Below are 23,339 nucleotides of genomic sequence, written 5' to 3'. Positions count from 1 at the left end.
TATGGGAAAAGCATATAGAACAGTCCTTTTCATCCTACTTTCTTTATCTTCTAGTAATATATTTTCAGAATCAGCTGAAACAAATTATTCCCAGATCCGTGAATTAATTAATCGAAGCAAAATAGTTGAAGCTCAAGAAGCCCTTAAACCGCTATTAGAGTCGGAGCCAGATAATCCTACACTGAATCTTTATCAAACAGAGATTTGGATCATCCAAGGCGAAGAAAATTACGATTCTGGAAATTTAAAGACAGCATTTGAATACTTTACAAAAGCTCAAACTACCTGGGCAAGCCATCCAACTATTCGAAATAGAATAGCGGAACTTCAAGGAAAGAAGCTTGTAGATCGACCTAAAGCTGACTTCAGAAATAAAACCGGGCGATCCTTCTCGGAACCTCAGAATAAAAACACATTAATCGTATTAGCTGATCCAGAAATATTAGAATTAACAAATCAACTTAAGGACGGGCTCAGGTCCAGGATAGCCGAACTAGAACAAAGAACCGTAGGCACTGATACAAAGGTGGAACTTTTCAACACTCTTCAAAAATGGATTCTATCACTATTTGGGATCTCAATTTTGACTAATTTATTTCTATCCGTTTTATTATTTAGAAAAAGATAAATGAAATACTTCATATCGGATCCAAAATCTCCATCCGAGTCCGAATACAAGGTTTCGCAAACGTTCGATCCAAATTCTAAGAAATATTTTCTTTGAGAAAAACATACGCGAGAAAGTTCGATATAACCGATCGGAATATATGTATCATTCTCGAATTTAAACGAAATTGTGCCTAAATTATTTCGTTCCAATATCTTCTCATCGTGGTAAACGAACTGATCCAAAGAACAATTGAAACAAAATATGATCGGAACAGCTTTGATCAAAATATGGAAAAACTTCATTCGCCCCCGATCATAATTAGTTCATAATACATTATGAATAACGAATATATCTGAAATTTAAAGATCCATGCACGATCAACCTTCGGTCTCAGCTCTTTTAGGAGCGTGTTTTTTACATTCCTGAAGATCGGAAAACTTCTCCTTGGAAAGTTCGCATTGTACTTGGAGTAAACTTTTATTCTCCACACAACTTTTGATGATCGCTTCGCTGGTTTCAGGCTTTAGCACCGATCTTAACATCAACGCCTGCACACCTTTTTCCATTGTTTCGTCGTTTGCAATCAATTTGGAAATATGGATCTGTGCATCAGAACATTCTTCCAAATTCGGTTTCGTTCTGCTGCAATCCGACAAGAAGAATGCACCACATAAAAGAAAAGCGGACGTTATCCGCCCGCTTTTCTCGAAACCGAAAGAAAGTTTTACTTTCTTATTTTTCAGTGTCATCAACGGCAGCAGCCGCTTCTACACGTTTACGAAGTTCTCTTACGTAGTTCTTGTCAGCTCCAGTAAGTTTCATTGCTTCTTCGTAAAGCTTGATCGCTTTCTCAAAGTCACCTGCTTGGAAGTAGTAAGTTCCTAGGTTTGTTTTTGCTCCCCAAGACTTTCCACCAGCTTTTTTATCCGCTTTTTCCCAGTTCTCTTTCGCTTTTTTGAAGCTAGGAGTTTCTCCGGTAATCTCTTGGTATCCGTCGTCAAGGTATCCTGCAACTTCAGGATCTTCGTCGTCTTTGAATACTTTGATATACTCGGTTTTAACTTTTGGAGAAAGTCTGTCTTTGATGTAAAGAGCGGCTTCGTCTAAAGCTTTTCCGAAAGAGTCAAGAACGGAAGGGCAATCTAAGTTACCGACTCCTGCATCAACTTTAGCAGGGTTAGAAACTACGGCTTTTTTAACTTCTCCAGTTTCTACTTTGATCAAAGTAGCATCTAGAGGGATCAACATATAACGGATACCGGTTTGTTTGCTAACGGATCCGCCTCCGGTATCAACATTTTTTCCAGTTGCGATAGAAGCGATTGCTCCCACACCTTTCAATGCAGCCGCGCCATAATCTACCATCATCTCGCTTCCACACTCAGTGTATGGTTTTTGATAACCGATATGAAGAATTGCCTCAGCACCTAATTGGTTTCCGAGTTTCACACGGCTTTTAGTAATTCCGGTAAGAGTTAAAGAAGCCTCGTTGATAGAGTCGGCTCTTTTGCTAAGGTCGATCAGTTTGTAATAAGTTTCCTTGTCGAAAGCTTCGAAAACTTTAGAAGGCATTTGATCGATAAAGCTGGAACCTGCTCCGAAAACTGTTTCCCAAAGACTTTTTTGGGGTTTTTCGACTGCTAAACCTACGTTGCGGATAGAGCCTAAGAATTTTTGAAGCTGGCGTCCCTCTTTTGATTTAGGAAAAACAGGGTATTCGACTTCAACTTTTTCGCCGCAGTTGGAAACCGAAAGTGCCAATGCCCCAGCGAGGAGCAGAGCAGAAATTTTTTTCATTGGGTTAATACCAATCCTTTATGGATGATTTTTAGGAATAACTTCGTATTTGTCGCGGTATTTCTTTTTCTGTCAATTTATTTTAAGAACCCGTCGGTTAGCCGGAAAAAAACGGATTATAAACACTTGCAAAACCTAGTTCTTCTCGCAATTTTACATTTAGGTTGCCGGACTCCGAGATCTAGGAGTCGAAATTAAAAAAGAGATAGAACCGCCTAAACTGGCCGGGGGGCCTAATGAAAACCATAGAGGATATTCGAAAATCCCTGGAATCCACTTACATGGAACATGAGATAGAGGAAAAACTTCCTCTCATCCAGGAGATCAACCGTCTCAAAAAAGAAAAAAACGCAGTACTTTTAGGACATAATTATATGACTCCGGACGTTTTTCACGGAGTTTCGGACATACTTGGGGATTCACTTTATTTGAGTAAGGCTGCTGCAGAAACGGATGCAGACATTATTCTTTTTAACGGGGTCCATTTTATGGCGGAGACTGCGAAGCTTATGTCTCCGGAGAAGAAGGTGCTCATCGCTGATCTAAAAGCAGGTTGTTCTCTCGCGGAAAGTATTACGAGAGAAGATGTTAAAAAACTAAAAAGCCAATATCCTGGAGTTCCAGTAGTGACCTATGTCAATTGCACTGCAGAAGTCAAAGCTGAGACCGATATTTGCTGCACTTCTGCAAACGCTGTCCAGATCGTAAATTCCTTGGATAGTGATACCGTTATTTTTCTTCCCGATGAATATCTTGCGGGGAATGTGCAAAAACAAACCAATAAAAAGATCATCTCCTTTCCCGGACGTTGTATGGTACATGAGATGTACACTGCGGAGGATATTCTTTCCGTCAGAAGACAATGGCCCGGGGTCACAGTAATCTCTCACCCTGAATGTAACACGGACGTGGTAGAAGTTTCCGACTTCGCAGGATCTACCTCTCAGATGTCCAAGTATATCCGTGACTCGGGAGCTAAGGATGTGTTCTTAGTTACGGAATGTTCTATGGGAGATAATCTAAGATCCGAGTTCCCTGATAGACAATTTGTTTCTTCCTGCAGGACCTGCCCTCATATGAAACGAATCACATTAGAAAAAATTAAAGATGCACTTCTATACGAACAATTCGAGATCAAGTTAGATCCTGAGATCGTGGAAAAAGGAAGAATGGCAGTCCAAAAAATGCTGGAAGTGAGTTACAAGTAACTTAAATGTTCAGAATAGGACAAGGACTAGACTTCCACAGACTGGAAACAAACGAAACCCGCCCGTTAATTTTGGGCGGGGCTGTAATCGATTCGGAATACGCGCTCATCGGTCATTCGGATGCGGATATCGTAATACACGCGTTAGCCGATGCGATCTTAGGAGCTATGGGCCTCGGAGATATAGGGCAATATTTTCCGGATACAGATCCTTCTCTCAAAAATATGGACTCCAAATTGATTTTGCAAAAAACTTTAGATCTTGCTAAAGAGAAAAATTTCAGTCTGGTGAATATCGACTGTACTCTGATCGGAGAAAGACCTAAAATTGCCCCGCATAGGATCAAGATACAATCTTCTCTTTCTAATCTATTAGGACTTCCCGAGGATTGTGTTTCCGTGAAAGCGACTACTACCGAAAAAATGGGAGCCTTGGGCAGAACCGAAGGATTGGGCGCAAGTTGCGTGGTACTTTTGCAGAAAAATTAAAACCTTCTCATAAAATCGCGATCAAATGGACCGCAGTTTTATTCGTATTCATTACGATATTCTTATATATTCTAAAAGATCCGTATTTAGAAACTTCTTCTTATCTATTGAGAAGAGAAGTAATGGAAGAATTACCGCTCGGAAGTTCTAAAAGAAGAGTAATGGATTATATCAAAAGAAAAAATCTTGATCTGGTCGGTTTTCATCAGGGACAATTTCCGGATGATCCGGAATATGTTTCAGATATCATGGTATTCACCAAAAAAGGAACAGTCCAATCCAACGCATTCCATTGGATCCCGACTGAGAATAGTTATACTGAAGTTAATTTGGGAATGTATGTGAATTTGAAAGAATTCAGATTTGGGAAAAAACCTTTTCCGGTCAGAGTGAGATTATACTTTTTATTTTCGAATCAACAATTAGTGCAGATCAGAGTGATCAAAAAGTCTTTTCCATTTTAGCGGAACTTCTCCATTAAGATTGCGTCTTCTCCCGGACCATAATAAGATTTCCTTCTTCCTGATTCCATAAAACCTAATTTAGTATATAAAGAAATAGCGGAAGTATTCAAATTAGAAGCTTCTAAAATAACTTTTGGAAAAAGATCACATAAAGTTTTTAAAACGGACTCGGCTTCTCCTTTTTTACGTTTTTCGGGAAGTATTCCTATTCGTAATAATTCCGAAAAATCAATTAGATCCATATAAAATATGAAGCCTGTATCTTCTTTGATCCAAGCAGGATGATTTTCGATATGACTTTGGACGGAATAATTGGACCAGGAAGAATTTCCAAAAACCGTTTTTTCCATTTGGATCAGAATTTGTAAATCTTCAGACCGGACCATTCTCCAACCTTGGGGAAGATCATTTTTTTTTCTTAGACCCAATCCATTTTCTCCTTGCGTGAGGCGGGATCTTCCATACTAATTAGCGGTCGCTTTGCGAAAGCAATTTTCGATCAAACTCGAGGAGAAAATTTTTATGCAAACAATCGGGAAATATGTATATGCTGTCCCGTTCCTACTTTTTGGGATCAATCACTTCATAGCCGGAAGCCAAATGGGCGGAATGGTCCCTGTTCCGGGCGGAGTTATTTGGATCTATGTAACAGGAGCAGCAATGATCGCAGCTTCGGTCAGCATTTTTATAAATAAAAAAACCAAACTCGCGATGATCCTATTAGCCGTACTTTTAGGAATTTACATTGTTCTTCTACACTTACCGGGAGCAATCAAAGGAGATATGTCCTCCACTATCAATACCTTGAAAGATCTGGGTCTTTTAGGTGGAGCTTTAGTAATCGCTGGAATTTCCAGAGACAACGCTTAATTTCAAAAGGGAGAAGGATCTATACCTTCTCCCTTCCCTCTTAATTTTCCTTTTTTCTTTTCAAAAAAATACTATTTTCAGGATTTTCCGTGGACCATTCGTATAGTTCTCGGACATGGTATTTCATATACGATTTCTTCCCGAGGTGGAATCAAATGAGGATTATACTCCTTCTTCTTTTTGTATTTCTGATTTCCGATTGTAAGAACCTAAGTAAATTTTCAGGAAAGAATACAAAACCTCCTACAGTCGAGGATCTGGAAGCTTGGAAACGCCGTTTGAATATGGATGAATCCGAGATCATTGAATTAGAGAAGAAGATCCGAGAAATGGCTTCCAAGACAAGATCTGCAGGTGCTCTTAGCTGGAAGATCGCTCAAGGATATATGAAGATCGGTGATTACGATCTAGCATCCAAATATTATAATAAAGCAATCCAGGAAGAAGGTTCCGGAAAAACGGAAGTGATCGGCGCCGATGTTCATTTTTTTGAATCTTCTCTACCATACTTTGATAAGGCACAACTTCTAATGCCTGTGGACCAGCAGCTTCTATTTGAAACTGCATTGTCTTATGCAAACGCTTCCAAGGACAGGGGCTGGGAACCTAAACGAAGACAGATCGCGATCGAGATATTCCAGTCACTTTCCAGACAGGACACGAGAGATTCTAGATTTCCATACCAATTGGCTTTGATCTATTTTGATTCTTCCATGGCGGATTCTTCTTGGGAAGGGATCAATGCGGGTTTCCAAGACCAGGAAAAGGCATTCACCCTTCTGGATTCTATCCTAAAAAAAGAACCTCGCAATGTTCCTGTGTTATTTGCAAAAGGGAATTTTCTGTATAGATCCGGAAAGGCGCAAGAAGCAAAAGATATCTATTTACATTTAAAAAATACGATAGAAGGTCTGAAAAAAGACGGATTCATAAAAGAAGATCTGAAAGAGAACGAATCTTATAAAAACGTAATTAATAATCTGAATAAAATGGAATCTTCCGAGAATTAATCGGGGATCCTATATGGATTTTCTTTCCCTTTCTTCTCCAAGCTTATATAAAATCCTAACCAGATCCGGATTTTTACCCCAGAGCCTCTCTAAATCGGAGGTTCTGGAAAAACTGCAAAAAATACTTCCAAAGGATCTAAAAGAGAAGGCGGAATTCGATTCTAAATATTATTCTTCTTCTTTAAAAAAGCTTGGAGCGGAGATCGTTTCTTATTTTGATCCGGAATATCCTTCTCTCCTCAAAGAAATTTATGATCCTCCCCCGAATTTATTCTGCTTCGGCAATGTTTCTCTTCTAAAACTTTCTTATCTAGCTGTAGTCGGAACCAGAAAAGTTTCCCCAATCACATTATATTATTCTAAACTAATTCCGGATTTCCTAAGCTCTCTCGGATTAGACGGTATTGTTTCCGGTTTAGCATTAGGAGTGGATAAGGCGGCGATGCTGCAAGCTTTGGACCAAGAGATCCCGGTAATTGGAGTCATGGGAACCGGTCCTGAAAAAGAATATCCTTACGAAAACAGGAATTTGTACAAAAGAATGAAATCTTCCGTCAACGGTATAGTGATCACTGAATGTCCTCCTGGTTTTGAAGTCAGAAAATATGCATTTCCAAAAAGAAACAGGATTATCACAGGGATCTCACCTTCTCTTTTAGTAATGGAAGCACCTTCTAAAAGTGGAGCATTATCTTCAGCATCAAATGCAATTTCCCAAGACAGAGATATTTTTGTTTTTGATCATCCATTACAGACCCAAAACCAAGGTGGAAAAAAATTACTCTCTGAAGGGGCAAATCCTGTCTCATTTGATAATTGTCAAAAGTATGGAGAGAGAATTTTTCATTTGGAAGAAATTCTCCCTTCTAACTTCGAAGAAGTTCCCGGAATGCTTGCTCGATTGGGAAAAAACAAATTGAATGGTAATTGGATCGATCTAGGAAACGGTTTCATTCGATCCGTTCAACAAATAGAAAAAGGAATCTAACTTGTCTCTTTGGAATCGGTATAAGTCCGAACTATCCGAACAATCTCCCGCTTGGTCCTTAGGATTTTTCAGATTCGGGTTCGGTATTCTTTTATTTTTTATCTCAGCTCGTTATCTTCAGTATGGTTGGGTGCAAAAATATTTTTTAGAACCTGGTTTTCATTTTAAACATTTTGGATTTTTCTGGGTAGGAGTCATTCCAGGACCTTTATTATATTCTGTTTTTATAATATTATGTATTGCAGCGATCTTTGTCTCCTTAGGGGTCCTCTATAGAACCTCAATTTTTATCTATTGGGTGGGGTTTACTTATTTTAATCTTTTAGATGTTTCCACTTACCTGAATCACTATTATTTAATTTTCCTATTACTCTTTCTTTTGTTTTGGATCCCTGCAGATCGTTGTTTTTCTTTATCTCACTTTTTGGAAGCTTATCGAAACGGAAGATGGAGCATTCCTAAAATCCCGAATTGGTCCTTATGGATCCTAAGATTTCAAATCGGTTGCGTATATTTTTTCGGAGGTTTAGCAAAATTAGTTCCGGACTGGTTATTTTCCGCTCAACCTCTCAGGATTTGGTTAGTACGAAATACTGATTTTCCGGTGATCGGTGGATTTTTTTCTTATCCGATCGCAGGTTATGTTTTCAGTTATGCGGGATTACTTTTCGACCTATTCGTTCCATTTTGTCTTCTGAAAAAAAATCTGAGACCTTGGGCATATAGTTTTGTTTTGGTCTTTCATATTTTGACTTGGAGACTTTTTCCGATAGGAATGTTTCCTTGGATCATGATCTTCTCCACTTTAATATTTTTTCCTCCAACCTGGCCCGTTCAAGCGAGAGGATTTTTAAAAAGAAGGGGGATTTTCCCTTATGGAGAACTGAGGAACTTATTCAAAACTGCTTGGAATAAACTTCCGGTACCCTTCCGTTTTCTTTCCGCAAAATTTTTGCTTATACTTTTACGCACTTTAGAAAAACCGAATGTATGGGGAAAAAATTTCGAGATCAGATTAGAGGGATTTACCTCTCGTTTTGTCTCCAGATTCGGAATTTCGGCGGCGACCTTATATGTTTTGATCCAGATACTTTTTCCTCTTAGGCATTTTTTATATCCTGGGAATCATCTATGGACGGAACAAGGTTTTAGATTCGCATGGCATATCATGCTCATCCAGAAGAATGGGATCGCAAGCTTCCAAGTGGTTAATTTGCGAACGGGAGAGATACAATACGTCTTGCCCGAGTCTTATTTGAACGAAGTCCAAAAAACAATGATGAGCACTCAACCGGATCTGATCCTGCAATTCGCTCATTTCTTAGGAGATAGAGAAAAGAAAAGAACCGGCGATGATGTCGCAGTCTATGCGGAAGTAAGAGTCTCCTTAAACGGCAAAAAAAGCCTCCCATTTATCGATCCGAATCGGGACTTGATGAAGGTGAAGGATGATTTTTTGCATAAGGACTGGATCCTTCCGGACTTTAAATAATATTCCTGCGGAGGTGAAGTTAGTCACCACGACCGGAGATTCTTTGATACATTTTTTATCGGCCCATTCTACAATACCGAGACAGTAATCGTATATTGCAGGCCTTTGCGCATTTTAAACGGGAATAATTTCGGTCAATAGCGACATAAGAGATCGATTCCTGAAATTTATAACGTTAACCGAAATTCGTTCTAATATCGAATCTGTTCCAGTTATCATCGAGCGTGGAAACAATATTTGTATCTGTGTAAAATCCGGGTCAAAGAGTTTAGTAAATTAACTTGGAAAAGGTACAGATATGTTCTGTTTTGAGTCTTCAAATGTAATCGCACGTTTACTTACTTATTTTTGATCTATATTTTAAAGTTGCTAGTCGGATTTTCCGATTTTTCAGAGTAAACATTCCTAGAAGTAAATAGCAGAAAATGCTTTCGGAAAGTTTTCACCTACTCAAGTGATACTTTCCGATAATTAAAACAAGTTCTGCATACTCAAAGATTCTCCAAGCTTCTTCCTTGGTTTATGTAAGCATTTACTTACAAAACTAACCCATATTATTTATTTTTTCTTGAAATAGTCGTTAGATCTATATCGTCCGATAGAATTAGGTCGATAGTAAAATCTACAGCGAAAGTCGAACTAAAGAGATATATATGAGCTCCGGAATCAACCCCACCAAAAAATTCTACGCCGCGTTGGCGTGTTCCTTTCTTCTTTTCCAAGGATGCGTCGCCTGGCCTTTATTAACAGGAGCTGTCGGGCTCGCGGCAGGAAAAAAAGGAGGAGGCGGATTATTCTTCCTTCCCGGCGGAGGAACTCCTACATTAAGTAGAGTAGAGATCTCTTCTCCGAATTCCAGTTTTGCAAAAACTACAAGCATGTCATTGGTGGCGACTGCTGCGTATTCTAACGGAACTCATAAAGATATTACTGCGGATGCCGTATGGAGCACCAGCGATCCTAATATTATTTCTATGGCTGCGGGTGGGCAAGCCACAGGAACAGGAGTGGGAGCTGCAGATATCAGCATCACTTATGAGAACAAAACCGCACAAATTTCTCTTTCAGTTACCTCCGCTCCTTTGAACACAATTTCTATTTCTTGCGTGAATCAAACGGATAGTTTGCCTAAAGGGATCACTAGACAATGTACTTTAACGGGTAATTTCGCGGACGGCTCTAACCAAGACTTGACTAATGATCCGAATACCGTATGGAGCACAGTAAGTTCCGCTATTGCAACTATTGATTCTACAGGACTTGTGACTGCGATAGATGCCGGCACTACTTCGATCAAAGCTTCTTATAATTCATTAAATGCTTCTAATTTATCTTTAACTGTTAGTTCTGCCGCTTTAGTTTCTATCGCGGTAACTCCTACTAATAAGTCTTTGGCATTGGGAAAAAATCAGCAATACACTGCGACTGGAACTTATTCGGACAATTCTAACCAAGACATTACAAATTCAGTAACTTGGAATTCTTCGGATACGGCAGTCGCTACTATCAGCAATACTGCCGGATCCAAAGGATTTTTATCCACAGAAGATATGGGGACTTCTACCATTACTGCGACTCTGAATTCTATCGGAGGAAACACTGATGTTACTGTGACTGCTGCGGTATTGGAAAGTATTTCCATCACTCCTCCTACCCCAAGTACCCCTAAGGGAAGAACCTTAAATTTAGTTGCTACAGGTATTTTCTCGGATGGTCATAATGAGAACATCACAGACCAAGTAACTTGGTCCAGTGAAGACACTTCTATCGCAACCGTGGATAACGGTTCAGGATTTGAAGGTAGAGCTTCCGGGATAGCAGTCGGAACAGTGGACATCACTGCGGAAATAGGCGGGATAGAAGAAACAGTATCCTTCTCCGTAACTGCCGCTGAATTGGAGTCCATCCAATTGACTGCGGATGACTCTTCTATCGCAAAAGGAACAAGTACTACTATCTTAGCGACAGGTGTTTACTCCGACGGAACTTCTCAAAACATTACCGGTTCCGTTTCCTGGAGCAGCTCTTTAACATCCGTACTACAACTGGGAACTTTAACTGCTACTCCTAAAAAACAAGTGAATTCTCCGAATAACGGAACGCTCGGAACTTCTACAATCACCGCAACTTCAGGAAGTATCAGCGGCACTGTGGATATTACCGTTACTGCCGCCAAATTGGTTTCCATCGCAGTAACTCCTACAAATCCAAGCGTAGCGAAAGGATTAACCAAAGATTTTACCGCAACTGGAACTTATACGGACAGTTCTACTCAGAACTTGACTACATCCGTTACCTGGGCTTCTTCTGATACAAGCAAGGCAACTATCAGCAATGCTTCCGGAACGGAAGGTAAAGCTAGTGCCGCTGCGGTTGGAACTACGAATATCACTGCGACTTTAGGAACGATTACTTCTCCTTCTACCACACTGACTGTGACCGCTGCGGTTTTACAATCGATTACGATCACTCCTTCTAACCCAAGTGTAGCAAAAGGAAGATCCGAAAATTTAAGTGCGACAGGAACTTACTCTGATAATTCCACTCAGGATCTTACAACTTCAGTTACTTGGTCAAGCTCCAGTAACTCGACTGTGGGTGTGAGTAACGCAAACGGGACTAAAGGAAAAGCGACAGGTGTTGCTGTTGGAACAGCGACAATCACCGCGACTTCAGGCTCCGTATCTAACTCGATCACATTTACGGTAACTTCTGCGGTTCTGGATTCTCTTGAGGTCCATATTATGGATTCTTCTATCGCAAAAGGAACTTCTACACTTGCAGAAGCGACAGGAACCTACTCTGATGGAAGCACTCAGGATATCACTGACCAAGTGGTTTGGGATAGTTCTCAGACTTCTATCATCCAATTAGGAGCTTTGACTGCCGCACCTAAAAAGACATTAACTTCTCCTAATAATGGTTCTTTAGGAACATCTAATATTTCCGCTACCTTGGGAAGTATCAGCGGAAGCGCAAATCTGACTGTGACTGCTGCGACATTGGTTTCTATCCAAGTGGATCCTACTAATCCAAGTGTCGCTAAAGGTCTGACCCAAAACTTTACTGCGACCGGGACTTATACGGATGCAAGCACTCAGGATCTTACAACTTCGGTTACCTGGGTATCTTCCAGCACAAGCAAGGCTACGATCAGTAATGCTGCGGGAAGTAAAGGTCTGGCAACTACTCTTGCAACGGGGACCACAAATATCACTGCGACTTTAGGTTCGGTGACTTCTCCTGCGAGCGTATTGACTGTGACTGCTGCGGCTCTTACAAGTATTACGATCGCTCCTTCTCCTACTTTAAGTATAGCGAAGGGACGCACTCAAAACTTCACTGCGACCGGACATTATACCGACAGTTCCACTTCGGATCTGACGACTCAGGTGACTTGGAGTTCCTTCGATCAAACTAAAGCAACTGTTAGCAATACCTCCGGAACGAACGGTAAACTGACCGCTCTCCAAGAAGGAAGTACTCAGATTTCCGCAAGTTATAACTCAATAACCAGCACGGATACTGTGGTAACAGTAACAGCCGCCGTCTTGGATAGTATCTCAATCACTCCAACTAACTCAAGTTTGGCGAAAGGATATACTACTCCATTCACTGCAAACGGTGTGTATTCGGATGCTACCACATTGGATATTACCGCTCAAGTGACCTGGGCTTCTTCCAATACTTCTTCTTCTACGATCAGTAATGCGAATGGAAACCAAGGTGTGGCAACTGCGGTTGCGGTCGGAACAAGCACGATCTCGGCTACTTTAGGTTCCATATCCTCTTCTACCAACTTCACTGTTACGGCCGCGGTATTAGTTTCTATCGCGGTGTCTCCTACGAATAGTAATGTGTATACGACCCAGACTAAGGACTTCACTGCAACTGGAACTTATTCCGACTCGACGACTCAGAACTTGACCACATCCGTTACCTGGGCTTCTTCAGATACAAGCAAGGCTACGATTAGTAACGCTTCCGGAACGGAAGGTAAGGCAACCGGCGTTGCGGCAGGAACTGTTACTATCTCCGCAACCAGCGGTTCAGTGAGTGGAAACACTCAATTGACCGTTGTGTTCTTGGATACTACTCCTCCGACTGTATCTAACGTGGTCTCTTTGGGCCCGACTACGGTAAGGGTGACATTCTCCGAATCCGTGAATACAACTCAGGCAACCACTGCTGCTAATTATAAATTAGCTCTTACCTCTGCTGTAAGCGGTGCTTGTTCGGATAATAGCAACTTCTCCTCTACTTCTAATATCCCTGTTTCTTCGGTAAGCGGAAGTGGTGCGATCTATACCCTGACCTTGGCTTCTTCTCAAACTTCCGGAACAAACTATACAGTGATCGTGAATAAGAGCGGTATCCAAGATCTTTCCGGAGTTCCGAACAATTTAGGTTGTGCGAACTATGGAGACTTCGTTGGACAAGAGCAGTTGAAGGTAAGCTCCGCTTCCTGCGCAAGCACAAGCACCGTGATCATCAACTTCTCCAAACCGATCAAATCGGGTAATAATGTAAGCGGCTCCGCAGAATGTAGCAGCACTTCAGAATGCGGAAACCGTTACGCATTCGTAGGAACCACAGATTTAGGAACGATTAGTTCCGCTAAAATTTTGGATGGTGTTGTCTGCGGCGGAGCGACTGCGGACTCTGCAAAAGTTTGTGTGACCCATAGCTTATTACAAACCGGAGCACAATATTCTATCATAGCTGCAAATAACGTGAACGGGGACGGATTCGATAATACCTCTTGGGGATCCATTCGTGATTCAGGCGATTCAGAGAATGTCCAATCTTCTCCGAGGGACAGGGCTTCCTTCCTAGGTTGTGGAACTTCTCCTGTAAACTTTGGGGACGGACCTATTTCCATCGACCCGAACGGTTCTACATTCGGTTATTTGGCGGATTTTAACAGCAAGATCTATACAGGTCCGAACAACGCAGGCAACGGAGCATTACGTTTCGCTTATGATGGAGCAAACCCTGAATCCGTTCAGTTCTCCTTTACTAAGGATACAATACAGCTTAGCGGGCAAGACTCTACTTATACAAGTTCCAGCACTGCTACAACGAGAGAAAACGGCATTGCAGTTCCGCCTTACGTAACCTTAGGGCACTCCGGTTGTACCCAAAATGACGCTACACTTGCAAATGGTTGTGGTCCGGATAATGAAAGTGGTCGAGGAATTTTCACAACAGGTTCCTTATCAAGTAACCCATATATCTTTATCGCCGCAGCAAGAACAATTCCTGATGGAAGTGGAAACTATCTATTCGATTATATCTACTATTCGAACGATACCTCCACCAACCTGAATTACAAATACATCGATATGGGAACGATTACCGGAACCGCGACTGCGGGAACTTCTTCCATTACCGTTATGAATGATAGGGTCTTTGCAGGTTTTGCAAAACCTAGCAATAGCGGCGGATTAGGAAGCGGATTAAACGCTCCCGACTTCGGATTTATCAGCTTCAATTCCTCGGATACAGGATCAGGGACCACAGGATTCTGTGCCCCAGGTTCTAATTGTGACGCAACCGACGGAACAAATGGAAGAAGGATACGTATCGATTATATGCCTTACTTCGGAGGACCATCTAACGGTGGAACGGGAAGCGTAAATTCAAGTCCGAACTGGGCATATTATATAGGTGTGGATTCCTCCATCGTATTCAAGAACAGGATCTATGCTGCAAATGGCGGCCTACATGCAGTAGGACATAACGGATCTATCATCCGTTCCACTTCTTCCAGTCCTACTGCCGCTTGTTCTACCAAGAACACTTGCACGGATTGGACAGAAGTAGGACCAAGAACCAATACGAAATGGCATAATAGCACTACGAACAATTGGTTCTCTTTGGAACTTGCAAAATTTTACGATCTGATCCCTGCCGACAGAGCATTCTCTCAGTTTGCCGAATTTAACGATAAACTCTATGTGACACGGACCATCTGTATCCAAGGAACCCAAGCAAGCGCTATCCGCACTGCCGCAGGAACAGTTGCAGGATGTACTGACGGAACAGATACGAACCGCAGAGCACAACTTTGGAAATGTGATCCTACTCTTACAGCAGGCAACACAGAATGTGATGCAGGCGACTGGACTGTAGTGGGAGACGATGGGAACGGAATCACCAACTTCGGGGATTCCACCAATAAGACGATCACCATGGTGGCTAAAAACGGATCTTATCTATATGTAGGATTCGATAACCCGAACGGTATCCGTATCTATCGCACGAATACCGCAAACCCAGGATCCGCTTCGAATGTGTGGACACAAGTTGCGGGAGGTGGACTCACAGACGCAGCCAACGTGCAGCAGATCTTCTCCGCTGTGTCCGTCAATACCGGCGGGGTTTATTATCTCTATGTGAGTGTTGGTAAAAACAATACTCCAGTGAGAGTATACAGACAACAGAACTTATGAGAAAGATCTTAAATCTCTGTTTTGTATCCGGCTTATTTTCTCTGGTCTTTCTTTATAATTGTAAGGAAGACCGGAGACACGAGCCTTTACGTTTCGAAAAAGTCACCAAGGCCGAAGCCTCCGCTTTCCAGGCTCAGGTGGACGGGACCATTCTGGAAGGTTCTTGGGAATATAGATTTAGGATAAAACAAGCGGATAGAGTTTCTCTTATAGTGGAAGTTCTAACGGATAAACCCGATCTGGGAGTTTTATTATCCAGAAAAGGGATCTTATTCGACTCAAAGATCAAATGTGGAGAGAAGATCAGCCAACTTTCTCCCTGCAAACTTGAAATCAACAATCCAGAAAAAGGAGATTATTCCTTGGTGTTAAACCATACTTCTTCCGATCCATCGGAAGTTCTTTCTTATAGAATATTTGCCGCGGTGCACGGCCCAGGTTATGCCTCGGTAATTTGGGAGGAAGAAGTTGCGCGCAGATAAAATCCTACCCATACTCGTAATCGTATTCTTAAGTTTAGGATTCGGAGAATCTTGCAGGCATGCAATGGTCCGCTATCCACAAGCTCCTCCGGAAGCATGCAGGATCTATCCAACCTCAAGGGAATGTAAACGTGCCTTGGATCTAAGATCGGCTCAAGCGGAACAAGGGGGAGAAGTTCATAAGGTCCAGCATACCTACTACTTCTTCGGACTTTATCCTGGAAATCTGGTATTAGACACTTCTAAGTACTGCGCAGAAGGACCTAGATCGGTTCATCAATACACAAGTTTCTGGAACGGATTCTGGGAGCAGATCACTCTTGCGATCTATTCCCCCCAAACAGTGGAGATAGAATGTTACAAATAGTCAAAATCCTGATCTTAGTTTTGGTTCTAGGATTTTCTGCAGGCTGCCATACAACCACCGTAGTCCATAAAAGTGGAGAAACTCCGTATGCGCTTGCAAAGGAAACTCCGGGTCCGGACAAAAAAGCAAAACAAGGAAGTACAGTTTTCGGGATCTATTCTACCACCGCTCCTATGGAAGCAAGCTGCGATAGGAACCATCCGGAAGTGATCATAAAGACCGGTTTTGTGGACCTGGTCATTCATACACTGATCGGTCCCTTCTATACTACCAAAACAGTAGAAGTGTACTGCAAACCGTAAATTGCTGGTCAAGCGCCTAGGATCTTCCAGAATAATCGAATGCCTAACTGGGCCTTCGATTATCTAGTTTTACCCCTCGGAATTTATTTAGCCAGAATGACGGACGTAAGCATAGGTACAGTCCGTATCATTCTAATCTCCAGAGAAAGAAAGATCCTGGCAGCAATGCTTGGCTTTGTAGAAGTGCTTCTCTGGTTGATCGTAATCACTCAGATCATGAGAAACCTAAGCAATGTATTCTGCTATATAGCGTACGCAGGTGGATTTGCTACAGGCACTTTTCTAGGAATGGTGGTCGAAGAAAAACTCGCCCTAGGACATTCACTCATCCGCATCATCGTTCCGGAAAAAGGAGAAGAGATCGTCCAAAACCTGGCCCAAGCAGGCTACCGCAGCACCACACTGGAAGCGCAAGGAGCCAGAGGACCGGTTAAAGTCATTCTATCCTTATTAAGAAGAAAGGATATACCCATTGTGCTTGGAATACTAAAGGATACTGCACCCGGTGCCTTTTATACGATTGAGAATGCTCGTAAGACAAGCGACCCGGAACTATGGAAGACTTCCGGACAGGAAGGAGAGAGTTTTGCCCGCATCCTATGGAGAAGGCAATCCAGGATCAGGAAATGATCCTGGATTCAAAAACAAATAAGTCCCTTAGGCAGGGACTTTTACTAAGATCTTCTTGATTTCCTTATGCATAAAGGTTGGGAAATTAAGATTGTACTGAGGTAGTAGAACTTTCCAATCATCCTTACGAATGAATTTACGGCAGTTGGAAGACCCGCAGGCACATTCAAAAGTCTGGTCAAAGTTCACCACGAAGTTACCGTAGTCTATGTTCAGCTCTTCCCCAACTTCTATATCCCTTTTGGCTATAATATTGTCCATTTGATCGTACCACATGTTCGGATCGCAGGAATGGTTCATAAAGTTGGAGTGATTGATAACAAATTCAGGTCCGGAAGGGCCGGTGACTAGGCCGAAGTCTACGTCATAGCCGTATTTCATGAAGATTTCCTTCTCCTCTTCAGGAAGCTCATCTGCTTCCGAGACGGAGAGTACTTTCCATCCGAATTCCTCATCTTCGATCCACTCGCTATAGCTGAACAGTAAAGTTCCCTTAGCGATTGGTTGAGAGGCGAAGATTCCGTTTTCCCCGAACTTGTTCGTGCGTCTTTCGATCATGCAAGATCAACCTGCTCTTCCCCATTAGGGGCAAAATTTTTATCAGTCAAGACCGAGATCGAAAAAACTTCAATTAAAAATATGAAATACCCCCTAGCTCGGCCCCTAAAAAAGAAAGACCGGTCCTGACGGGTCTTAATCATAATTGGAAAAAAATTTCAAACGCCTCGATCAGGAAGAAGATCGGAGATCAGTTCGTAGGTCCAGTCCCCGTACGGATCCTCATCCTTCTTCTCACTCTTGAGAGACCTCCAGCTCTTTCCCTTTCTTTCCATGACTAAAGAAGAAATTTTGAATAGAGATGTACGGCCGCTTGCCTCTTCCAATCTGGAACTGTCCCTTCCTATTTCTAGAAAACAAGTCAGAGGAAAAATCCTGCTCCAATTTTCCCCCAAACCTAGGATGGCTTCTTCTAGATCTTCCGAGTTTGAACCTAGAGCGAGTCGAGTAGCGTCCACAAAGATGGGAAGTTCTCTCCCGGCATGACCAAGGGTACCGGACCGGATCTCTTTGCAGAAGTGAATCGCTTGGGAAAAATTTTCCGCAAAGCCTAAGACTGCGGAAGAATGATGATTGGAAATTCTGGAGATCATTTTTCCGAAACTGAGTCCATCTTCGAGACCCAAACTTCCTTTCGGAAGGATAAGTATAGGTCGAACGTCTTTGCGGACCAAACGAAACAGGTACTTAACTAATGCGAAGGATTTATTTCTAGTCGGCTGGAACAAAGTCAGGAACATGTCTTCTTCTTATGTCGAACCAAACTTATCTTTCGTTTAGTATAATTTATAATAAAGAAGAAATTCTATGTCGCATAAACGAATGCAATTTTTGTAAAATTCAAGAAAAGGAAAAACGCTTGAGTACATTATGCGGATATGTAAGTTTCGGATTTGTTTTATTGGGGAGGTACTGCGTTATGAGTGGTAAAAGATTTCTTTCTAAGAATGATCATCAAAGGATCCTTTCCACCCTTGAAGTTTCCGCCCAAGCAGCAGCAGTCCAGCCAAGTATCTTAGAAATTATACGTAAGACGCTATCTAAAGCCAAAAAAATAGATCAGAACCAAGTCCCCCAAGATCTGATCACTATGAATTCCAAATTCGTGCTCAAAGACCTGGGCAACGCAGAAGCATTCCAATTTACTCTAGTATACCCTGACGATTATACTGAAAATGCCCCTGCGAACGGCAAACTTTCCTTATTCTCCGCTCATGGTTCCGCAGTTTTAGGCGCTAGAGTGGGAGAAGTAGTCCGTTGGGAGATCAACGGAATGGACAAATACCTAAGAGTCCAAGAACTACTTTACCAACCGGCTGCTATTTAGGATAACCGTACAATCCTCCAAGTTCCTTGGAGAGAATGTCCTTATAATCCACCTCGCTGATCTGTCCGTTTCGGATATCGTAAACCCAACCGTGTATCTCCGGAAACCCATACTTAGCCAAAGCATTCTGTATCATTCCGGTCTTGTATAAGTTCACTACCTGCTCTGCGACATTCAGGTGGATCAGTCTTTCTTCTCTTTTGTCTTCGGGAAGAGCATCCAATTCATCTCTATGTTTTAGATACACATCCTTAATATGAGTGATCCAGTTGTCTATTAGACCTGTGGCCTTTCCTTGCAAAGCCGCCCTCACCCCGCCGCAGCCAATATGTCCGCAAACAATGATATGTTTTACGTTCAATGCATCTATCGCATACTGGACCACGCTGAATAGGGACATATCGTCCACGGAAACCACGTTAGCAATATTCCTGGTTACGAAAATTTCCCCGGGATTTGTTTTAGTGATCACATTTACAGGAACCCTAGAGTCGCTGCATCCGATGAATAATGTTTGAGGAGCCTGGCCTTCCGCGTTTCTTGCAAAAAACTCAGGATCTTCCGAAGTCTTCTCCTCTACCCATTCTTGGTTATTCTTCAATAATTTTTGATAAGACTCGCTCATTTCTTTTTTCAAGGATTCGATATCATTTTCCATATTCGGTATCCCTCCTAGGATCACCGTTATCCCTTTACGGTGGGCATTTTTTCTGAATTCGTGGATCAGCTCTTTAATATCCTGATCCATATGAAGTGTTCTAGTTCCGTCTATCTCCAAGGTGATCCCGGAAGGTTGACTTTCTAAAACAGTCTTGATCTTTGCCTTATGGAAGAAGCCTAAGTTTTCCCCTAGAATAATCCTTCTAAACTTACCATGACGTTCTTCTCTATAGATCGCAGTCCTATGATCTTCGTATAGAACGAAAACCAAAGATACCAATATACCGCAGAATGTTCCGATCAGAACATTTGTGAAGAATGTGACGACTACGGTGGCCAAAAACGGCAGGAACTGAGAATACCCTTTTTGGAACATCAACTTGAACATCGCAGGTTTTGCGAGTTTAAGACCCGTAAAAGTTAAGATCGCAGCAAGGGAGGCCAAAGGAATGGTATTCATAAATTTAGGAAAAAGTAATACACTGATCCCTATCCAAGCCCCGTGAAAGATCGCGGAAAATTTGGTCTTTGCACCGGAAGAAGCGTTTACCGAACCTCTGACCACAACACTTGTGATCGGGATCCCTCCCGCGAGCCCGCAGGCCATATTTCCCAAACCTTGTGCGATCAATTCCTGGGACATTGGAGTTTTACGATTCTCTTCGTCTAGTTTATCCACCACTTCGACGGAAAGTAAGGACTCTAAAGAAGAAGCAAACGCGATCGTCAATGCCAAGGTCCATACAGTGCCCTGGTCCCAATAAGAGAAGTTCGGAAAGTCCAAATGAGCAAATAATTCGGAAGGATTTTTAAAAACCGGAAGAGTAACCAAGTGGTCCTGGCTTAAAGCTCCTCCGGGAAGAAGATGACCTAAAAGTAAATTCGCACCTGTTCCTAGAATGATCGCCGCTAAAGATGCGGGAATATATTTGAATTTTTTAGCGAAGTATCTATCCCAGACCCAGAAGGACAGAAGAGAAATAATCCCGATCGTCAATACATTACTTTGTAAATTCCGAAAGGCATGCACAAGTAGCATGAGTGAGTTTGTTTCTTTTGCTTCATGAGGATCGTGATAGGATTCGTTCACGTCTTCTTTGGTGATATCGAATTCTTCTACTCCGAATTCCTCCACATCGTAACCGATCAAGTGAGGCAGTTGTTTGATGACTAAAAGTAAACCGATCGCGACGGACATTCCGACTACTGTTGCAGAAGGAAGATAAGCGGATAATGCCCCTGTTCTCAATATCCCAAGCAAAGTTTGGATCATTCCCGCAATTAGAAGTGCGAGAAGGAATGCTTCGAAATTCCCCAGGTCGCTTATACCTGAAAGAACGATCGCAGTCAAACTTGCCGTGGGCCCTGAGACACTTAAGGCGGATTTACTGAAGGTTCCTACTACGATCCCGCCTATAAAACCGGAGATAATCCCAGAAAATAAGGGAGCACCGGACGCATGAGCAATCCCCAAACAAAGAGGAATAGCTACTAGAAAAACTGCGATACTTGAGGAAAGATCGTAAGGAAGATTGGAAAGAAATTGTTTTGTCTTTAAATTCAATTGATACTCGTACGGGCGGGAATATTCTATTAAGAATTAAAACCCAGAATTGGAAACGGTTGATAAATCCGTAACTTTTTCCGACGTCAGTCGAAAGCATCTAATAGACTCCATTAAACGAGATTCGTCTCTCGTTACCAGGATTTTTTGAAAAAAATCAAAATACGAACAAGTGATCAGCAAGAATAGATAGATTAAAAATTCATAAAAAAACGAAACAATGAGGAACCTAATGAGAACGAATTTGTTCAAACTTATAAGATTAGAATCCATACTTATAATATTCGTAATATTTAGTTTTTCGAATATTCTTTATTCCAAAGATACTCCCAAAACAGAAACAGCCATTTTTGCAGGCGGATGTTTCTGGTGTATGGAAGGACCTTTTGAAAAACTGCCGGGCGTCATATCCGTAATCTCAGGTTACACCGGCGGAAAAGAAATCAACCCCACTTACGAAGATGTAGGATACGGGAGAACAGGACATAGGGAATCAGTCCTGATCACATACGATCCTAAAAAAATCGATTATGCAAAACTTTTGGACACGTATTGGAGACAGATAGATCCAACGGATTCAGGGGGACAATTCGCAGATAGAGGCAACCAATACAAAGCAGCCATCTATTATAAGAATGAGGTGCAAAGAAAATTGGCCCAGGAGTTTAAGGATAAAATAGGAGCTTCTAAAAAATTCTCCTCTCCTATCGCGGTAGAAATATTACAAGCATCAGAATTTTATCCTGCAGAGGAATATCACCAGGACTATTATAAAAAGAACCCTGCGCATTATAAACAATACAGAAAGGGTTCCGGAAGAGAAGATTATGTGATCAAAACCTGGGGAGAAAAGTCGCAGAGATAGAAAAGTCACAAAGATATTTGCACGCAGAGTCGCCGAGCCGCAGAGAGATTTTTTAAACGCGTTACCTCAGCGTCTTCGCGCCTCTGCGTGAGAAAATCCTGCGACTCTTAGAAACTCGGTGTCTCTTACAAACTCTGCGTCTTATTCCCCGAGTAGACGGAATAAATAGATCGTAAGTCTCTGAAGCTTATCTCGCTCCGGGCCTGGGATCTCTTTTTCTAGATCGATAGTTTTTCTATAAATCGATTTAAGATGGTTTTTCATAGTCCCTGGATGGATACCCAAGTCTTCGCTGATACGACTCTTATCCTTACCGGAAGCGATTCCCGCACAGATCTCTGTTTCTTTTTTGGTGAGTTTAGTTTTATCTCTTAAAATTCCGATAAGGGCTTCTCTATCCATACCTTCGTATTTTCTGAAAGTATCGGATGGAGATTTTGCAAAATCCGAATTATTCTTTGCTTCTCCGGATTCTGAAAGTTCAGGATTCGCAAGTATAGTGCTTAAGAAGCTGGAAACTTCTCCATTACGATCTTTGATAGGAAGAACATTTTGTTTCCAATCTTTTACGAAACTATTTTTGAGATTCGAATTAGAGATAGAGACCGAACCTTGCAAAACGGATTCCCAAAACTCGTCATAAAAAGTTTTGGATGCCCCCGCTCCGGATTGGAATGCTTTAGGGGTTTTTCCTATGAGTTCATTCTCTTTTAAGCCGGAAATTTTTTCGAATTGTTTATTCACCGCAAGGATCACACCTTCCTTATCGGTTAAGAACATTCCGTTCTGGGATTGTTGGAACGCTTTGTATAAGGCTTCCTTCTTCCCCGCCTCCGATTCTTTATCTTCCGTAAATACGAATAGATAAGATTTCTCCGGCATTAGATAAGCATGTTGTTTTGTTTGAAGGAAACTTCCGTCCTTCTTCATTAAATGAAGTCCTCTTCCTTCAAACTCTCCGGACTTGCTTACATTAGGTAGTATAACTGTTTCGAAATATTTTTGATCCGTCTCGGAAAGAAGATCTGTAATACTCATACTCTTAGCGGATTCTATCGAGGCGATACTAAGTATCTTCCTTCCATTCTCGTTAATATGAAGGATCCTTCCGCTCGAATCGCAAATTAACAAAATATCGGGCATACTTTCTTGTGTTTGAATAATTTCTTTAACGTTTTCCAAGCTTAGATCCATCCGATTTG

The 23,339-nt window shown here is 41.8% G+C and carries 22 protein-coding genes; 15 read left to right on the top strand and 7 right to left on the bottom strand.

Annotation, left to right across the window (positions count from 1 at the left end; genetic code table 11):
• The first annotated feature begins 1 nt into the window (after nt 1).
• Complete coding sequence (locus tag EHR06_RS03150) at nt 2-628, top strand: tetratricopeptide repeat protein (protein WP_135755677.1); 627 nt, start codon at nt 2-4, stop codon at nt 626-628.
• 359 nt (nt 629-987) lie between these two features.
• On the opposite strand, the gene lep is transcribed toward EHR06_RS03150, so the two are convergent.
• Nucleotides 988-1,359: a LipL41-expression chaperone Lep gene (gene lep / locus EHR06_RS03145; protein WP_135756086.1), complete on the bottom strand. Its 372-nt coding sequence runs from the start codon at nt 1,357-1,359 to the stop codon at nt 988-990.
• Nucleotides 1,343-2,407: a lipoprotein LipL41 gene (locus tag EHR06_RS03140; protein ID WP_135755676.1), complete on the bottom strand. Its 1,065-nt coding sequence runs from the start codon at nt 2,405-2,407 to the stop codon at nt 1,343-1,345. Before EHR06_RS03140 ends, lep begins: the two co-directional genes overlap by 17 nt.
• Before the next feature lie 236 nt (nt 2,408-2,643).
• Between EHR06_RS03140 and nadA the strand changes: the two genes are divergently transcribed.
• From nadA to EHR06_RS03125, 3 genes are read left to right on the top strand one after another with little or no spacing between them, the layout of a single operon-like run.
• Nucleotides 2,644-3,615: a quinolinate synthase NadA gene (gene nadA / locus EHR06_RS03135; RefSeq protein WP_135755675.1), complete on the top strand. Its 972-nt coding sequence runs from the start codon at nt 2,644-2,646 to the stop codon at nt 3,613-3,615.
• Between the two features lie 5 nt (nt 3,616-3,620).
• On the top strand, nt 3,621-4,103 hold the full coding sequence (gene ispF, locus EHR06_RS03130) for a 2-C-methyl-D-erythritol 2,4-cyclodiphosphate synthase (protein WP_135755674.1): 483 nt from the start codon (nt 3,621-3,623) through the stop codon (nt 4,101-4,103).
• The gene (locus tag EHR06_RS03125) at nt 4,076-4,567 is read left to right on the top strand and encodes a hypothetical protein (RefSeq protein ID WP_135755673.1); all 492 of its coding nucleotides are present in this window, start codon (nt 4,076-4,078) and stop codon (nt 4,565-4,567) included. The genes ispF and EHR06_RS03125 overlap by 28 nt, the downstream gene beginning before the upstream one ends.
• Here EHR06_RS03125 and EHR06_RS03120 read toward each other — a convergent pair.
• A complete protein-coding gene (locus EHR06_RS03120) occupies nt 4,564-4,995 on the bottom strand; it encodes a GNAT family protein (RefSeq protein WP_135755672.1) in 432 nt (143 codons plus the stop codon). The two genes, EHR06_RS03125 and EHR06_RS03120, sit on opposite strands and share 4 nt — an antisense overlap.
• Nucleotides 4,996-5,089: 94 nt before the next feature.
• Between EHR06_RS03120 and EHR06_RS03115 the strand changes: the two genes are divergently transcribed.
• The 9 genes from EHR06_RS03115 to EHR06_RS03075 all read left to right on the top strand — a co-directional run bounded on the left by EHR06_RS03115 (nt 5,090) and on the right by EHR06_RS03075 (nt 17,163).
• A complete protein-coding gene (locus EHR06_RS03115; RefSeq protein ID WP_100709109.1) occupies nt 5,090-5,437 on the top strand; it encodes a DoxX family protein in 348 nt (115 codons plus the stop codon).
• Between the two features lie 155 nt (nt 5,438-5,592).
• Nucleotides 5,593-6,447 carry a tetratricopeptide repeat protein gene (locus EHR06_RS03110; RefSeq protein ID WP_135755671.1) on the top strand — a complete coding sequence of 285 codons (855 nt, stop codon included), beginning with the start codon at nt 5,593-5,595 and terminating at the stop codon, nt 6,445-6,447.
• 13 nt (nt 6,448-6,460) lie between these two features.
• Nucleotides 6,461-7,435 carry a DNA-processing protein DprA gene (locus tag EHR06_RS03105; RefSeq protein WP_135755670.1) on the top strand — a complete coding sequence of 325 codons (975 nt, stop codon included), beginning with the start codon at nt 6,461-6,463 and terminating at the stop codon, nt 7,433-7,435.
• Between the two features lies 1 nt (nt 7,436).
• Nucleotides 7,437-8,927: an HTTM domain-containing protein gene (locus EHR06_RS03100; RefSeq protein WP_135755669.1), complete on the top strand. Its 1,491-nt coding sequence runs from the start codon at nt 7,437-7,439 to the stop codon at nt 8,925-8,927.
• Nucleotides 8,928-9,580: 653 nt separating this feature from the next.
• Complete coding sequence (locus EHR06_RS03095; RefSeq protein WP_135755668.1) at nt 9,581-15,382, top strand: beta strand repeat-containing protein; 5,802 nt, start codon at nt 9,581-9,583, stop codon at nt 15,380-15,382.
• Nucleotides 15,379-15,864 (top strand): LIC_10463 family lipoprotein, encoded by a 486-nt coding sequence (locus tag EHR06_RS03090; protein WP_135755667.1) that lies wholly within the window; start codon nt 15,379-15,381, stop codon nt 15,862-15,864. The genes EHR06_RS03095 and EHR06_RS03090 overlap by 4 nt, the downstream gene beginning before the upstream one ends.
• Nucleotides 15,851-16,231, top strand: a complete 381-nt coding sequence (locus EHR06_RS03085) for a Bor/Iss family lipoprotein (RefSeq protein WP_135755666.1) — start codon at nt 15,851-15,853, stop codon at nt 16,229-16,231. Before EHR06_RS03090 ends, EHR06_RS03085 begins: the two co-directional genes overlap by 14 nt.
• Entirely contained in the window at nt 16,219-16,533 is a 315-nt protein-coding gene (locus EHR06_RS03080; RefSeq protein WP_135755665.1) for an LIC_10461 domain-containing protein, read from the top strand. Before EHR06_RS03085 ends, EHR06_RS03080 begins: the two co-directional genes overlap by 13 nt.
• Before the next feature lie 39 nt (nt 16,534-16,572).
• Entirely contained in the window at nt 16,573-17,163 is a 591-nt protein-coding gene (locus tag EHR06_RS03075) for a DUF2179 domain-containing protein (protein WP_135755664.1), read from the top strand.
• A gap of 27 nt (nt 17,164-17,190) precedes the next feature.
• Here the strand turns inward: EHR06_RS03075 and EHR06_RS03070 are convergent, their stop codons facing one another.
• Together EHR06_RS03070 and EHR06_RS03065 are read right to left on the bottom strand one after the other, a co-directional pair.
• Nucleotides 17,191-17,721 carry an SET domain-containing protein gene (locus EHR06_RS03070; protein ID WP_100721908.1) on the bottom strand — a complete coding sequence of 177 codons (531 nt, stop codon included), beginning with the start codon at nt 17,719-17,721 and terminating at the stop codon, nt 17,191-17,193.
• Nucleotides 17,722-17,879: 158 nt separating this feature from the next.
• Nucleotides 17,880-18,461, bottom strand: a complete 582-nt coding sequence (locus tag EHR06_RS03065; protein ID WP_135755663.1) for a hypothetical protein — start codon at nt 18,459-18,461, stop codon at nt 17,880-17,882.
• A 179-nt stretch (nt 18,462-18,640) separates the two neighbouring features.
• Between EHR06_RS03065 and EHR06_RS03060 the strand changes: the two genes are divergently transcribed.
• On the top strand, nt 18,641-19,048 hold the full coding sequence (locus tag EHR06_RS03060) for a GreA/GreB family elongation factor (RefSeq protein ID WP_100721910.1): 408 nt from the start codon (nt 18,641-18,643) through the stop codon (nt 19,046-19,048).
• Here EHR06_RS03060 and EHR06_RS03055 read toward each other — a convergent pair.
• Nucleotides 19,041-21,272 carry a SulP family inorganic anion transporter gene (locus EHR06_RS03055; protein ID WP_135755662.1) on the bottom strand — a complete coding sequence of 744 codons (2,232 nt, stop codon included), beginning with the start codon at nt 21,270-21,272 and terminating at the stop codon, nt 19,041-19,043. The two genes, EHR06_RS03060 and EHR06_RS03055, sit on opposite strands and share 8 nt — an antisense overlap.
• A 232-nt stretch (nt 21,273-21,504) precedes the next feature.
• Between EHR06_RS03055 and msrA the strand changes: the two genes are divergently transcribed.
• Entirely contained in the window at nt 21,505-22,137 is a 633-nt protein-coding gene (gene msrA / locus EHR06_RS03050; RefSeq protein WP_135755661.1) for a peptide-methionine (S)-S-oxide reductase MsrA, read from the top strand.
• A gap of 141 nt (nt 22,138-22,278) precedes the next feature.
• Here msrA and EHR06_RS03045 read toward each other — a convergent pair whose 3' ends face one another.
• Nucleotides 22,279-23,280: a PAS domain-containing protein gene (locus EHR06_RS03045; RefSeq protein WP_244288507.1), complete on the bottom strand. Its 1,002-nt coding sequence runs from the start codon at nt 23,278-23,280 to the stop codon at nt 22,279-22,281.
• Nucleotides 23,281-23,339 lie beyond the last annotated feature (59 nt).

The sequence above is a fragment of the Leptospira dzoumogneensis genome (genome assembly GCF_004770895.1).
GTDB lineage: Bacteria > Spirochaetota > Leptospiria > Leptospirales > Leptospiraceae > Leptospira_B > Leptospira_B dzoumogneensis.
This window is presented reverse-complemented; position numbering and strand designations above follow the sequence as displayed.